The sequence below is a fragment of the Microbulbifer celer genome, assembly GCF_020991125.1.
GTDB classification, from domain to species: Bacteria; Pseudomonadota; Gammaproteobacteria; order Pseudomonadales; family Cellvibrionaceae; genus Microbulbifer; species Microbulbifer celer.
In genome coordinates this window covers 4,249,930-4,265,035 of sequence record NZ_CP087715.1, presented here as the reverse complement: position 1 = coordinate 4,265,035, position 15,106 = coordinate 4,249,930, and the positions used below count along the sequence as shown (strand labels likewise).

Below are 15,106 nucleotides of genomic sequence, written 5' to 3'. Positions count from 1 at the left end.
CAGATGCCGCCACAAAATGACCTTATTTTCCAACAGGTCTAAGGCAGTACTATGAGCTACATCATCGACCGTCGCCTGAACGGCAAGAAAAAAAGTACCGTAAACCGTCAGCGTTTTTTACGGCGCTATAAAGCCCATATTAAAAAGGCCGTTGGCGAGGCCATGAACAGCCGATCCATCACCGATATGGACAAGGGTGAGAAGATCAGTATTCCCACCCGCGATATCAACGAACCCATTTTCTCCAATGGCCGCGGCGGTCACATGGAGCAAGTGCTGCCTGGCAACAAAGAATTTGTTACCGGCGATCGCATCCCGCGCCCCGGGCAAGGACAGGGGCAGGGCAGCGGCGGCAGCGGTGCCAGCGACAGCGGCGAGGGGATGGATGAGTTTGTGTTCCAGATCTCCCAGGAAGAGTTCCTTGACTTCATGTTCGAGGGGTTGGAATTGCCGAACATGGTCAAGCGCAAGCTCGCCGGCAACGATTCTTTCCAGGTAGTGCGTGCGGGCATCTGTAACGAAGGCACACCGGGAAGACTCAATGTGGTCCGCTCCATGCGTTCGGCAAACGCCCGGCGGATTGCCCTTTCCGGTGGCAAACGTCGCAATCTAAAATTGCTCGAACAGGAGCTGGAACTCGAGCAGAGCAAAGATCCAGCGCTCAGGGATCAACGCAAAGTCGAGCAGTTGCGACGCGATATGGAAGACCTCAAAAACCGTATCAAGCGTATTCCATTCCTCGACGATTTTGATCTGAAATACAACTTGCTGGTCAAGCAGCCCCGTCCCAGCTCCAAGGCCGTCATGTTCTGCCTGATGGATGTATCCGGGTCCATGAACCAGGCCACCAAGGACATGGCCAAACGGTTTTTCCTACTGCTGTACCTGTTTTTGCAGCGCAGTTACGAATATACCGAAGTCGTATTTATTCGCCATCACACCAGTGCCAAGGAAGTAGATGAACAGGAATTCTTTTACTCCCGTGAGACCGGTGGCACCATCGTTTCCAGTGCCCTGAAGATGATGCGCGATATCATGCGCGAGCGCTACCCAGCCAGCGAGTGGAATATCTACGGTGCCCAGGCGTCGGATGGCGACAACTGGAACGACGATTCCAGTACCTGCCATAAAATCCTGATCGACGACATCATGCCCCACGTGCAGTACTACTCGTATGTGGAAATCACGCCCCGGGACCACCAGGCACTATGGGATGAGTACCAGAGTGTGTCACACGCCTTTCCGGATCACTTCGCCATGGAGCAGATTATCGACGTACAGGATATTTACCCGGTATTCCGCCAACTCTTCAGTGAAAAGGTGGCCGCCTGATGCTAGATACCACATTGGAAAAATCTCAGCCAATTTCCACGACCTCCGAGTGGACCTTTGAGCTTATTCAGGAATACGACCGCGAAATCGCCAAAATCGCCAAAGAATTTGGGCTGGACACCTATCCCAACCAGATTGAGGTGATTAGCTCCGAGCAGATGATGGACGCCTACTCTTCTGTGGGTATGCCTGTGGGTTACAGCCACTGGTCCTTCGGTAAACAGTTCATCAGTGTGGAAAATAATTATCAGCGCGGTCGCATGGGCCTGGCCTATGAGATCGTCATCAACTCGAATCCCTGCATTGCCTACCTCATGGAAGAGAACACCATGACCATGCAGGCGCTAGTGATTGCACACGCCAGTTACGGCCACAATTCTTTTTTTAAAGGAAACTACCTGTTCCGCAGCTGGACCGATGCCGGCAGTATTATCGATTACCTGTTGTTTGCCAAAAACTACATCGCCCGCTGCGAAGAGCGCTACGGTGTGGATGAAGTGGAGGCGCTGCTGGATTCCTGCCACGCACTGATGAATTACGGCGTGGATCGCTACAAGCGCCCCTATCCGATTTCCGCCCACGAGGAGGAACGTCGCCAGAAAGAGCGCGAAGAGTACCGCCAGCGGCAACTCAACGACCTGTGGCGTACGATTCCGAAAATGAACGACGATGAAGCGGAATCTCAACCCCATAGATTCCCGGAAGAGCCACAGGAAAACCTGCTCTATTTTGTGGAAAAACATGCGCCGCTACTGGAGAACTGGCAGAGGGAGCTGGTGCGCATCGTACGCAAACTGGCCCAGTACTTTTATCCACAACGCCAGACGCAGGTTATGAACGAGGGCTGGGCAACCTTCTGGCACTACACGCTGTTGAACGAGCTATACCGGCGGGGCAAGGTAACCGACGGCTTTATGCTGGAGTTTCTGCAGAACCACACCAGCGTCATCTATCAACCCTCCTACGACAGCCCCTATTACAATGGCATCAATCCTTATGCACTAGGCTTCAGTATTTTTACGGATCTCCGCCGCATCTGCGAAGATCCCACCGAGGAAGACAGGGAGTGGTTCCCGGATATCGCCGGCAGTAACTGGGTGGAGACCCTGCAGTTCGCCATGCGCGACTTCAAGGATGAAAGCTTTATTCTGCAGTTTTTATCACCCAAGGTGATGCGGGATCTGAAGCTGTTTTGCATTTCCGACGACGATCGGGAAAAAGAGATTGTGGTGAATGCCATCCACAATGAGGATGGCTATCGTGAACTGCGGGCAAAACTGGCTGGCCAGTATAATCTTGGGAATCGCGAGCCCAATATCCAGGTATTCTCCGTCGATACCCGTGGCGATCGCTCCATCACGCTGCACCACACGCAACACCAACGACGCCCCCTCGGGCGCGATACCGGCGAGGTATTGCGGCATTTACACAGATTGTGGGGATTTGATGTACATCTGCACAGCCTGAACGGCGATGAGATTACCGAGAGTTTCCACTGTCCGGAAGCCGGCAGGGATCGCTCGGAAGAAGAAGAGTCAATGCTGGTACCTAGACCTATTTGAGGTCGGTACCGAGCATAGACAGGAAGGAAGAGACGGTTAGGCAGAGTTCCACTCTACCTGATTTGACTACCGCACGTCAGATCAGGCATCCAACAGCAGCTTGATACGACCTGCCAGCTCGCTGCCATCACAACTGGCATCCACGACGGCATCGGCGCCGGCATCCAGCCAACGTTGTTGATCCGAGTCCTCTGTCGGTGCCACCAGTAGCACGCTGACACCAGAGAATTCACCGCGGGAGCGGATTGTATCCAGGATCTGCATCCCGTTAACCCCCTCCAGATTGGTATCCAGCACCAGCATCGCCGGCTTGCCGCAGGCAAGCATGGCACCCGCGGAAAAGCTGTCGGAAGCAATTTCAACCTCACATCCAGCTTGCTGCAGTATGTGCCGCCCCTCGATCAAGGCCGGAGAAGCCGTTGCCAACAGCACTTTACGACTGGCAGCCGCCAGCTCGGTCGGTACCGGCATGGAGTTGTCCCTCAGGAACCCCACAAAATCTTCCACACAAATCCGATGGTCACCGCGCCCGGGCAATTTGTATGCCTTCAGCTGACCTCGCTCGATCCAACGGATAACCGTCCGGAAGTTGACCCCGCAATACCTTGCGGCCTCACCGGTTGTAAGAACATGCACCTCGCTCATTTATGATATTCCCCCACGGATCGCATTTTTATTTATCAATTATCCTGAATTAAACCAGACTTGCAGGCATTAATTCTATGCCCTTATATATTTAACGAACTAACCGGGACATCCCTCAATAAAAGTTTGTTATCCACAGTTGACAGGTATGACAGGTTAAATAAAATGGCTAGCAAGTTGATCAAGGTCACATCGTGATCAAAAACTTGGCCAAACAGTCACTAAAAATCGCAGATCTGCTGCGATTTGCTTGCATCTGTTTCTAACCGGGCACATACGAGTTTGTCAGGTTATCTCTCTTGGTGAATACCCTAAGACCCTGGGCCCCCTTGTATTTTCGGGGCCTTTTTTTTATCTTCCCCGACCTGCAATTTCCTAGTATTTACCTGACGGCAGCGAACTTTCGTCAGGTTTCGTGGCGTATATGGCATCTCCGGCCCCTTCTATAAGCCCCATCTCACCGACAGCTCTTACGAGCGGAGCGAAACAGTGAAGACCTACTTGGTGGGCGGTGCCGTCCGCGACAGACTGCTGAGGCGCCCGGTTCACGAGCGCGACTGGGTAGTAGTCGGTGCCAGCGAACAAGATATGCTCTCCCGGGGTTTCCGCCCGGTAGGCAAAGACTTTCCGGTTTTCCTGCATCCCGACTCCGGCGAGGAGTACGCACTTGCGCGCACAGAGCGTAAGAGTGGTCACGGCTACGGCGGCTTTACGGTATTTGCCAGCCCCGAGGTCACGCTGGAAGAGGACCTCCAGCGTCGTGACCTGACGGTCAACGCCATTGCGGAGTCCCCGGATGGCGAACTCATCGATCCCTATGATGGCCGCGCGGACCTGGAAGCCCGCCTGTTACGCCACGTTTCCCCCGCCTTCAGCGAGGACCCGCTGCGCATCCTGCGGGTGGCCCGATTTGCCGCGCGCTACCATTCACTGGGTTTTACCGTCGCACCCGAGACTATGACGCTGATGCAGGGCATGGTGGATGCAGGGGAAGTGGAACATCTGGTGCCAGAGCGTATCTGGAAGGAAGTCAGCCGCGCGTTGATGGAACCGCACCCGGACGTATTCATTCAGGTACTGAGAGAGTGCGGGGCACTGAAAGTAATTTTGCCAGAGGTAGACCGCCTGTTTGGGGTGCCGCAACCACCGCTGCACCATCCGGAAGTGGATACCGGCGATCACGTCCTGCGCGCACTGCGCCAGGCACCGGCCGATCTGCCGGTGCGTTTTGCGGTACTGGTGCACGACCTCGGTAAGGGCATCACTCCGGAAGAAATCCTGCCCAGCCACCGCGGCCACGAACGCGCCGGGCTACCGCTGGTGAAAGCGGTATGCGAACGGCTACGGGTACCCAATCCCATTACCTCTCTGTCTCTTGGCGTCTGCGAGTACCACCTCCACTGCCACAAGGCGTTTGAGCTCAACCCGAAAACCCTGCTCAAACTGCTGCGCACTCTGGATGCATTGCGCAAGCCGGACAAATTCGAACAGTTTCTGCAGAGCTGTGAGGCGGATGCCCGCGGCCGCCTCGGGCTGGAGGATCGCGACTACCCACAGGTCGACTACCTGCGCGCGGCCCGGTCTGCCGCGGCTAATGTGGATCCACAAGCGTTGATCGCAGAAGGCTTCGAGGGCGCCGAGCTGGGCAAGGCCCTGGACCGCGCACGGCTCCGGGCACTTACGCAGCTGAAGAATAGTTACGACACCCCCGGTAAACCCTGATCACGGCCACACAGCTAGCGATCCCGCGCCACCCATACGCAGCACACGAGACCCGAAACACGAGAAATACACCATGGCTACAGCTCTGATCACCGGCGCCGCCGCCCGCCTGGGCCGGGCCATCGCCGAAGAACTGCACCGCGATCACCGGGTCATCGTCCACTACCGTCACTCCCGCGACGCAGCCCAATCCCTGGTGGATCGATTCAACCGTGAGCGCCCGGACTCCGCCGCCGCACTGCACAGTGACCTGTCGTCCGCCGCAGATTGTAGACGGCTGGCCGAAGCCGCGCGGGACCGGTTTGGCGAGATCAGCACCCTGATCAACAATGCCTCCGCCTTCTACCCCACCCCCATCGGCGGCGCCGATGAATCGGATTGGGATACCTTAGTCGGCAGCAACCTGAAGGCGCCGTTCTTTCTCAGCCAGGCCCTGGCGCCAGCTCTGTCCGAGCAGCGCGGCTGCATCGTCAATATGGTGGATATTCACGCGGAGCGTCCCATGCCCCAGCACACCGTCTACAGTGCCGCCAAGGCCGGCCTGGCGATGGTCACCAAGAGCCTGGCGCGGGAGCTGGCACCGGCGGTGCGGGTCAATGGCGTCGCCCCCGGTGCGATTCTGTGGCCGGAACAGGAGAGTGAAGGCTATAACAGGGAAGAGATACTGGCGCGCATCCCCCTGCAACGTAGCGGCGCCCCATCAGACATTGCCCGGACGGTGCGCTTTCTGGTGAGCGACGCGCCCTACATCACCGGCCAGATCATTGCCGTGGACGGCGGCCGCAACCTGAACCTATGAATTATGAATCCACAATCCAATCGAAGCTCGAGGTATGTCAGTGAGCGATAAACAGTTTATTTCCGCCCAGTCCCTGCTGGAGGATTCCTTCACCCTGGCGATGAAAGTGGTCGAAAGTGGCTTTCGCCCGGACTATATTGTCGGCGTCTGGCGCGGCGGTGCCCCCATTGGTATTGCCGTGCAGGAGATGTTCGATTATCTCGGCTTCCACGCCGACCACATCGCCATCCGCACTTCTTCCTATTCTGGCGTCGATCAGCGCAGCAAGGAAGTGATCGTGCACGGCCTGACCTATCTGATAAAACGGGTGGAATCGCACCAGAAACTGTTGATCGTCGACGATGTCTACGATACCGGCCTCAGTATCCAACAGGCGATCAGCGACCTGCGCAGGGCGTGCAAGAAAAATACGCCGGAAATCCGTATCGCCTGCCCCTACTTCAAACCGGGCCGCAACCAGACCGAATTCGAACCGGATTACTACCTGCACAAGACCGAGGAATGGCTGGTGTTCCCCCACGAGCTGAAAGGGCTGACGGAAGCGGAGATCCTGGAGAACAAGCCGGAGCTGCGCCGCCACCAGGATCTGCTAAAGAAGGTCAAAAAAACACAGTAATGGCTGGCCACCAGTGAGCAGGCGGCACCGACTCAGCCCGCCTGCTCCTGTGACGGCTCGCCTTCCCCGGCCTCGCCCTCCTCGACGAAAAGTACATCCCGCACACTCAGGGTACCGCCATCGGCGCCCTGTACCAGCAACGGCGCAACAGGCACGCCTGACTCCCGCGCCACCAGCTGCATCGAATCTTTCTTGCCGTTCCAGCGCTCGCTCCACTGGCGCAACGCCACCACCACAGTAAACAGATCCCGGCCCTTGTCGGTCAGACGATACTCGTAGCGGGTCCCGTGCTCGCCCACATTGACACGGGTCATCACTCCGTTTTCTACCAACCGGGACAGGCGGTCACACAAAATGTTTTTCGCGATCCCCAGTCCATTCTGAAAATCCACAAAACGACGGGTACCCAGCATCGCCTGCTTGATTACCAGCAGGGACCACCAGTCACCGACTTCATTCAGTGCGCAGGCCACCGAGCAGCCCATATCGTCAAAGCGTTTGCGTGTCATATCGCCAGTATACGGGAAAAGCGGTTGCATTAAAAAACCAAATCCGGTTTCATTACGCAACCTTAATCGCGGGCCCACACCGTCGAAGCCGACCTTGCCCGCCGAATTCCTGTCAACGGGAGACCGTTATGAGTACTGACCTGAATAGCCTGCTGAGTCCGTTTGAACACAAATCCCTGAAACTCCGCAACCGCGTGGCCATGGCCCCCATGACCCGCACCGCCTCTCCCGGCTATACCCCCAATGACCAGGTTGCCGGCTACTATCGCCGCCGCGCCGAGGGTGAAGTAGGCCTGATCATCACCGAGGGCACCTGGGTGGGCCATCCTGCCGCCAACGGTTATGAAAACGTACCGGCCATTCACGGCGAAGAAGCGATGGCGGGCTGGAAAAAGGTCGTGGACGAGGTCCACGCCGCCGGCGGCCAGATCATTCCCCAGCTGTGGCATGTGGGTGCCGTGCGCAAAGAGGGTATCGGGCCGGACAAATCCGTTCCCGGGCATTCGCCTTCCGGCCTGTTCAAACCGGGCAAGCCCAACGGCCACGCCATGACCCAGCAGGATATTCAGGACACCGTCAAAGCGTTTGCGGATTCCGCCCGCGCGGCAAAAGAAGTCGGCTTCGACGGTGTGGAAATCCACGGCGCCCACGGTTACCTGATCGATCAGTTTTTCTGGGACGGCACCAACGTGCGTGACGATGAATACGGCGGCTCGCTGGAAAATCGCTCCCGCTTTGCGGTAGAGGTCGTCAAAGCCGTGCGCGAGGCCGTCGGTGAGGACTTCGCCATCGTGTTCCGCTTCTCCCAGTGGAAACAGCAGGACTATGAAGCCAAGCTGGCAAAAACGCCGGAAGAATTACAGCGCTTCCTGACGCTGCTGGTAGATGCCGGTGTGGATATCTTCCACGCTTCCACAAGACGGTTCTGGGTGCCGGAGTTCGAAGGCTCCGATATGAACCTGGCAGGCTGGACCAAAGAGCTCACCGGCAAACCGGTCATCTCTGTGGGCAGTGTCGGCCTCGACGATGACTTTATCGGTGGCAACAACCAGGGCATGGGCGGCACCGCCAATCCCACGGGCCTGGACGAGCTGATTCGCCGTATGGACGCCAATGAATTCGACATGATCGCCGTGGGCCGCGCGTTACTGCAGGACCCGAACTGGCTGAAGAAGGTGAAGGAAGGGCGCGAGGAAGAAATCGTGCCGTTTACCAAAGAGGCACTGGCAAGCCTGAGCTAAAAGCAGCACGGGCACCCGGAGATTTCACTTCAACTTCACTCGGAACTTGTCACAATGGCCACAGTCATCCCCGACATGTGACAAGTCCGAGGTAAAAATAAAACAGTGAAAACCCCAGGTGCGCCCGTGTCCCCGCTCTGCATCCTGCTGATCGAAGACAACCCGACTATTGCCCGGCAGACCGGGGATTTCTTGCAGTCCCATGGCTGGCAGCTGGACTTTGCCCACAATGGCCAACTGGGTACGGAACTCGCCTTACAAAATCAGTACGACCTGGTACTTCTGGATCTCAACCTGCCGGATATGGATGGCCTTGAGGTCTGCCAGCAAATCAAGCGGGATGCGCCGGTAAATATTCCCGTACTGATGCTTACCGCCCGGGATGCCTTTGCCGATAAAGTACAGGGATTCAGTACCGGCGCCGACGACTACCTTTGCAAACCCTTCGACTTGCGCGAGCTGGCGTTGCGTTGCCAGGCATTGGCACGACGCAATAAATTGCACCAGAGCCGGCAGCTATGCATTGGGGAACTGAAAATAGACCAGCGACAGCGCAGTGCTGCTCGCAACGGACAATCACTGCAACTCACCACTATCGGCTTTGATATTTTGTGGCTTCTGGCACAGGCCTACCCGCAGCCGGTTAGCCGGTCCACTTTGATTCACAGCATCTGGGGCGCCGAGCCGCCCGAAAGCGACGCCCTCAAATCCCACATTTACAGCCTGCGACGTACGTTGGACCGCGGTCACAACAGTCCCATGCTGAAAACCCTCAATAACGTGGGCTACCGCCTCACCTCAGAGGGAGGCAGCGACCTTGGGCACGCCTGAACCCACTCTCAGCCCTGACACGTCATCCACACCAACGGTCAGGCAGAGTTTAAAGCAACGCTTCTTTATCACTTTTGGCCTATTCACGCTGCTGCTGTGCCTGGTGTATGCCGGTATCTGCGCCGTCGTGGCTTATGTTGTTGAAGACACCCTGCTGGACAATCTGGTGGCACAGGAGGCCGGTTTCATAACCCGGCATTATAAAGAACGCGGCAAAATCCCTGCCCCCAGACTGCCCGGTTTTCAAATCTACGACCAGCAACACCCACCACCGGCAGACCTGTTGGCGGCACTACCCGAAGGGTCCAACCGTACAGAATGGTTTAGCGATAGCCAGCGGCACTTCCACCTGCGGCGACTGGAACTGGATAACGGACGCAGCCTGATCCTTGCCGCCGAAGTCAGCAATCTACTGGCGGTTACTCCAATGTCTGGCCGCCTCGTCTGGTTACTGGTAGCCGCCTTGGCAGCCACCTCTTTTCTTTCGCTCTGGGCCGCGCACCGCCTGACCTGCCGCACGGTGCAGCCACTGCTGACACTGGCGGATGAAGTTCAGAAGCGACATCCGGAAAGCCATCAAAGCGCAGTGACTTTCTCGGCGGTGGATGCGCCGGACGAAATCGGTTTTCTCGCCAGAACACTGCAAACCACTTTTTACCGCCTGCAACAGGCGCTACAGCGGGAGACAGAATTTACCCGCGATATCTCCCATGAGCTGCGCACGAATCTTGCCATCGCCAGAAACGCTCTAGCCGTAGCACCCAGCTCCGGCCTGAGCGTACAGGACACCCAACTCCTGCAGCGCACAATGCAGGAAATGGAAAATACCGTATCCGCCCTGCTCGCTCTGGCCCGCTCCGAGTCCACCACGCTGGAAACGTTTGACTTACGCGCCCTGCTGGAAAAACGCCTGCTGGCGCGTACTGCCCAACTTGAAAAACGAGAATGCGAGCTTGTATTCGAAGTGCCGACAGCGCTTGCGGTTTTGGGCAATCCCACGCTGGCGGCGCTGCTTATCGACAACCTTGTCGACAACGCCCTGTACCATGCCGCGCCACTGAAACTGAGCATCACGTCTGATGGGCAGACCGTACAATTTGCAAACCCCATTGCAGAGCCAGTCGATACGATGCGTTCATTTCTGCGCAGCGAAAAGGGTCCCACCAGTACAGGGCTGGGCCAGGGACTTTTTCTGGTAGATCGCATTCTGGATGCGCTCGGCTGGCAGCGTCGTATCGATTGCAAGGAGGAACCAAACAGCTTCTGTATCACTATCGTTCCTCGACCCGCGACAGAGTAAAATCCCTGTATTTCACCTCGCTTTCACCGCCACATGGGTATGTTTCCCCAACCTCAAAAGGAGACACCCCATGACAAAAAAACTTCTGATCAATTCCCTGCTTTCTCTGGCAGCGGTGTTACTCGTATTGACTGGTATCGGCTTCTGGCTCGCCAGCCTGGTTCCGGCGGCTCCGGATCACGACACCCTCGCCCTAACAAAGCCAGAAGACCTGACTTACTTGCAACAGAAGCCAGATGCGCATCGCGGCAAAATTTTGATGGTGGTCAGCAGTACGCAACAGATGGGAAATACCGGGAGAAAGACCGGCTACGAACTGACGGAACTGGCACGCCCCTACTATGTATTTACCACCAACGGTTTTGAGGTGGACATTGCCAGCCCGGAAGGTGGCGAGCCGAGAGCCGTCATCGATCGGGATGACATGGGCCCCTTCGATTACAGTTTCCTGAACGACTCTGTTGCTCAGCAAAAAACCATAAACAGCCTGCCAGTTGACGCTGTCGACCCCGACGACTACCACGCGGTATTTTTTGTCGGCGGCAAGGCCGCCATGTTTGATTTTCCCGGCAATAATGCCATTCAGGAGCTGGTTGCAAGTATCTATGATGCAGGCGGCTTTATCGGCGCCGTATGCCACGGACCCGCCGCGTTGGCCGGGGTGACCCTGAAAAACGGACAACCCCTGTTACACCGCCGCCAGGTCAGCGCTTTCACCAATGAGGAAGAGCTGTTTTTGATCCCAGATGCGGATAGCGTTTTTCCGTTTCTGCTGGAAGATGCCTTGCGGCAGGATGGCGCAGTGTTTAAAGCGGGTCCAGCCTACCTTGAGCAGATCAGCGTGGACGGCCGGCTTCTTACAGGGCAAAACCCCTGGTCCACCTGGCAACTGACAGAGGCGATGATAGGCGCTATGGGTTATCAGCCGGTACCCCGCACCATCACGCCCGCCGAAAATACCGTGGCCCTGCTGCTCACCTATGAGAGACAGGGGATGCACGAAGCCCGCAACAGGCTTCAGCAACTGGACGGCAACAGATTGGATCGACGACTGCTGGCTATGCACGGTGTGGTGGCAGCAATGAAGGGGGAACTGCTAAAAACTCTGGATATTATCCGACTACTGGCGCGGGCTAAGGCCGCGTCAAACAAAATCAGGGAAGGCTCATAAACGACCACCAGAGTTCACAGAAAATCTCGCGGGATTTTGCGCAGCCAATTCTCTGTAAACACCCGACAGTCTCCCTCCCACGCATCCAGTTCCGCGTGAATATAGAAATGCTCACTGTCCGCGGTGAGCACCGTGCGGGTAGTGGTGCGCACATGCCAGTCGCCACGGCGAAAAATGCGCTCGGTGCGGGTCTCGCCGCGCAGGCTTTCAAAGTCATCGCCCTCGAAGCTGTACCAGTTCCAGATCCGGTTGGCCACTTCCAGATCAATCTCATCGATCCGTTTCAGCCCCTCATCCTTGATGACTTCCAGCACCGATCGGTCCAGCGCCAGGTCCACGTGCACCAGCCAGTTTTGTTCCACCGGTTCGATCATATGAATGGATATCGGCGCGGCGCCTTCGGGTTTTTCAAACTGGATCTGTTCGTCTTCCAGTCGCGGGGCCCGCTGCGGCAGTACCAGCCTGCTGGCCGCGGGGTAGACCGTCAGGCATACCGGCTGCGGTGGCGGCCAGGCCAACGCCCAGTAGGAAGTAGACAGGCTGAGACGTATACGGTGGCCAGCGGGAAAGTTCTGACCGATAAAATTCATGGGTACCCGCATTCGGTAGACCTTGCCGGGCACCAGCTTTTCGGGCTCGGCGTGACTGCGGTGATGCGTGAGGTTGAACAGGCCGTAGGTCACTCGCGTGGCCTTGCCATCCGGGGCGACGTCGGAAAGCCGCGCGGCAACCATCGCCACCGGCTGGTTGCACGCCAGCTCCAGCTCCACTGCCGGCGCCCCCAGAATTTCCAACGCCTCTTCCAGCGGTGCGCTCTCGAATACCAGGGAGCCGCCGTCTTCCTGGCGCTGGTCGTGGGGCAGGTCCGGGGCGCAGGTGTAGGAACACCACTTGCCGGCCATCAGGCCGACGGACAGCGGTGACTGCACATGCACGCTTTCATCGCCCGGGCAGGGTTCATCGCCGGGCATCAGTATCCGGTGGCTGTCCAGCCCGTAGGCCACTTCGCTGATTCGCGGTGCCGGCCAGGTTGGCTCGCCGACCCAGCGGCCCGGGCGCTGCCGGTAGTACGTGGTGGGCGGTACACTTTCCTGCATCCAGGCGCGTAACATGGGCTCCGCCATCACCCCGGTGTCACGCCCCTTGAGCCAGAGATCCCACCAGCGCAGCGCCTCCTGCAGAAAGCCGATCGCCGGGCCGGGTACGCCCTGATGTGGGTATTTGTGGCCCCAGGGGCCGATCAGCCCCAGACGGGGGACCTGCAGATGTTCTAACAAGCGGAAAATCGCATTGGTGTACCCATCCGCCCAACCGCCCACCAGCATCACCGGGCAGCGGATCGCTTTATAGCGCTCGCTGACGGAGCCGTGCTCCCAGTATGCGTCCCGGTACTGGTGACGCAGCCAGGTATCCAGCCACAAGCCACTCCCCTTGAGGCGCTGCATCCACATTTCCCGCCAGCGATCCCCCACCAGCGCCGGATCCGGCGGACTGCTGTTGGCGGTGAACATGGTGGTGGCCTCGGACAGATTGTCGGTGAGCAGACAACCGCCCATGTAGTGCATGTTGTCGAGATACAAATCGTCGGTAGAACAGGCGGAGATCACCGCTTTCAACGCCGGCGGCGCCAGCGAGGCCACCTGGAGCCCGTTAAAACCACCCCAGGAGATCCCCATCATACCCACGTTGCCGTCGCACCAGGGCTGCTCTGCCAGCCATGCGATCACGGCGGCGCCGTCATCCAGCTCCTGCTGCCGGTACTGGTCGCGCATCACGCCTTCGGAATCGCCGCTGCCGCGCAGGTCGACCCTCACGCAGGCGTAACCGTGCCCGGCCAGATAGGGATGCATAATCGAATCCCGCAGACGGGTCAGGTCGCGCTTGCGGTAAGGGATATATTCAAAGATCGCCGGCACCGGCTCCCGCTCGGCGTTGTCCGGCAACCAGATGCGCGCGGCGAGTTTGCAGCCGTCGGGCATGGGGATTTCGACATGCTCGCGGGCTTCCACCGGATACGGGAAGTCGGTGACGATTTTCATCTACGGCAACCCATCAGTAACGCACACACTTGAACTGGAACGGTTCGGGCACACCATCGTCGCCGAATCTGAACTCCAGCGCATCCGCAAGTTGGTGGTACTGCTCCAGAAGCTGATGCTGGCTCTGCGCGCCAAGCCATATATTGGCGATCTCGAAGCTGTAACTGTCCGGCATGGACTGCTCTGACAGACTGCGCCCTTCCTCCGCAGTGATCACGATTTTACTGTCGGGAAAATCCCGCTCGACACATTCGATCTGCGCAGGTGTTGGTGCCCGCTCCAGCACGGTGTCGCGATAGCGGCGCAGCATGAATTTCGCCGCGGTGCGGTAGTCGCCGCGATAGTGACTGAGATCAGGAATACGGCCAAAAGCGAGATCAATAGGTACCTGGTGATTGGAAACACCATGTACCTTGATGAATTGGTCACAGTGGGACTGTGAGATACGAGTATTGATTTCCAGGATCTTGAAGCTGTCGTGGCGCTTGTCCCAGAAAAATTCGATACCGAACGCCGAGTTATCGAACCCCATATGCCGCAACAGCCTCTCCCCCGCCTCGCAGATTTTTTCCTGCGCGTGTCGCGGCCATACAGAGGGATATTCGTAGCGAGTGAAGCTGAGGTTTTTACTGTCTTTGACCGTATCGATAATGCCGTGGACGCGATACTCGCCATCCAGCAGTGACCCTTCGATACCACACTGCTTACCGGTAAGAATCTCTTCGGCAATACACCAGTTGCCATCCACATCTTCGACCTCGTCCGGCACCGGGATATGCGCAAGCGCCTGATTGAAAGGATCACCGCAACTGTGCACGGCGGCGCGGATTTTTTTCAGCGCATCGGCGAACTGCACTTCATTTTCGATCCGAAATCCCAGGTACGATGAGTGCGCCTTGATTGGCTTGATCCAGAGCGGAAAACCTATGGTAAGTTGCGTAAGCGGGTTTTCCGCAAACGGGTCCACGGCACAAAAATCCGGGGTCCATTCCGGCATCAGTTTACGCTGTTCCAGTCGGCTCCAGTATTTGTGCTCACACTTCAGTACGGCTTCTAGGGACGCCGAGCGTAAACCAAATATCTCGCTCAGATGCGCCAGCAACACACTGGTAGGAAAGTCCCAGTGACCGATAATACCGGCGATCGGTCCGGGAAAGGCTTCGAGCTTCTGACGCGCAATATCCAGCATCGCGTCATAGTCAAATGTCATCGGGTTGACGACTTCCTCCAGGGCGAACAACGGATGAAAGCGGTAGTCACCGGCATCCGGCACGCACCTGAGGAAGGACAGACGCAGAGAATCGAGCCCCAGGACGAAAAAGTGCTTGGGCATTGACTG

The 15,106-nt window shown here is 57.5% G+C and carries 13 protein-coding genes; 9 read left to right on the top strand and 4 right to left on the bottom strand.

The features are described 5' to 3' along the window. Positions 1-51 precede the first annotated feature (51 nt). Together LPW13_RS17790 and LPW13_RS17785 are read left to right on the top strand one after the other, a co-directional pair. Positions 52-1,332 (top strand): YeaH/YhbH family protein, encoded by a 1,281-nt coding sequence (locus tag LPW13_RS17790; protein ID WP_230437335.1) that lies wholly within the window; start codon positions 52-54, stop codon positions 1,330-1,332. Next, positions 1,332-2,894, top strand: coding sequence for a SpoVR family protein (locus LPW13_RS17785; RefSeq protein ID WP_230437334.1), 1,563 nt, complete (start codon positions 1,332-1,334; stop codon positions 2,892-2,894). Before LPW13_RS17790 ends, LPW13_RS17785 begins: the two co-directional genes overlap by 1 nt. An 81-nt stretch (positions 2,895-2,975) precedes the next feature. Here LPW13_RS17785 and LPW13_RS17780 read toward each other — a convergent pair whose 3' ends face one another. Next, positions 2,976-3,539: a response regulator gene (locus LPW13_RS17780; protein WP_230437333.1), complete on the bottom strand. Its 564-nt coding sequence runs from the start codon at positions 3,537-3,539 to the stop codon at positions 2,976-2,978. A gap of 489 nt (positions 3,540-4,028) precedes the next feature. Here LPW13_RS17780 and LPW13_RS17775 point away from each other — a divergent pair, with 489 nt between their 5' ends. From LPW13_RS17775 to LPW13_RS17765, 3 genes are all read left to right on the top strand, one after another. Further along, the gene (locus LPW13_RS17775; protein ID WP_230437332.1) at positions 4,029-5,261 is read left to right on the top strand and encodes a multifunctional CCA addition/repair protein; all 1,233 of its coding nucleotides are present in this window, start codon (positions 4,029-4,031) and stop codon (positions 5,259-5,261) included. 73 nt (positions 5,262-5,334) lie between these two features. Beyond that, positions 5,335-6,060, top strand: a complete 726-nt coding sequence (locus LPW13_RS17770; protein WP_230437331.1) for a pteridine reductase — start codon at positions 5,335-5,337, stop codon at positions 6,058-6,060. Positions 6,061-6,100: 40 nt separating this feature from the next. After that, positions 6,101-6,676, top strand: coding sequence for a phosphoribosyltransferase (locus LPW13_RS17765; protein ID WP_377563992.1), 576 nt, complete (start codon positions 6,101-6,103; stop codon positions 6,674-6,676). Positions 6,677-6,708: 32 nt separating this feature from the next. On the opposite strand, the gene LPW13_RS17760 is transcribed toward LPW13_RS17765, so the two are convergent. Next, entirely contained in the window at positions 6,709-7,185 is a 477-nt protein-coding gene (locus tag LPW13_RS17760; RefSeq protein ID WP_230437329.1) for a winged helix-turn-helix transcriptional regulator, read from the bottom strand. 128 nt (positions 7,186-7,313) lie between these two features. Here LPW13_RS17760 and LPW13_RS17755 point away from each other — a divergent pair, with 128 nt between their 5' ends. From LPW13_RS17755 to LPW13_RS17740, 4 genes are all read left to right on the top strand, one after another. After that, positions 7,314-8,426: an NADH:flavin oxidoreductase gene (locus LPW13_RS17755; protein WP_230437328.1), complete on the top strand. Its 1,113-nt coding sequence runs from the start codon at positions 7,314-7,316 to the stop codon at positions 8,424-8,426. Positions 8,427-8,552: 126 nt separating this feature from the next. Beyond that, entirely contained in the window at positions 8,553-9,257 is a 705-nt protein-coding gene (locus LPW13_RS17750; protein WP_230437327.1) for a response regulator transcription factor, read from the top strand. Positions 9,258-9,384: 127 nt separating this feature from the next. Further along, on the top strand, positions 9,385-10,557 hold the full coding sequence (locus LPW13_RS17745; protein WP_230437326.1) for a sensor histidine kinase: 1,173 nt from the start codon (positions 9,385-9,387) through the stop codon (positions 10,555-10,557). A 70-nt stretch (positions 10,558-10,627) separates the two neighbouring features. Beyond that, on the top strand, positions 10,628-11,728 hold the full coding sequence (locus tag LPW13_RS17740; RefSeq protein ID WP_230437325.1) for a type 1 glutamine amidotransferase domain-containing protein: 1,101 nt from the start codon (positions 10,628-10,630) through the stop codon (positions 11,726-11,728). 14 nt (positions 11,729-11,742) lie between these two features. Here LPW13_RS17740 and LPW13_RS17735 read toward each other — a convergent pair whose 3' ends face one another. Next, a complete protein-coding gene (locus LPW13_RS17735; protein ID WP_230437324.1) occupies positions 11,743-13,767 on the bottom strand; it encodes a CocE/NonD family hydrolase in 2,025 nt (674 codons plus the stop codon). A gap of 13 nt (positions 13,768-13,780) precedes the next feature. Then, on the bottom strand, positions 13,781-15,100 hold the full coding sequence (locus tag LPW13_RS17730) for an ATP-grasp domain-containing protein (protein ID WP_230437323.1): 1,320 nt from the start codon (positions 15,098-15,100) through the stop codon (positions 13,781-13,783). Between the last annotated feature and the right edge of the window lie 6 nt (positions 15,101-15,106).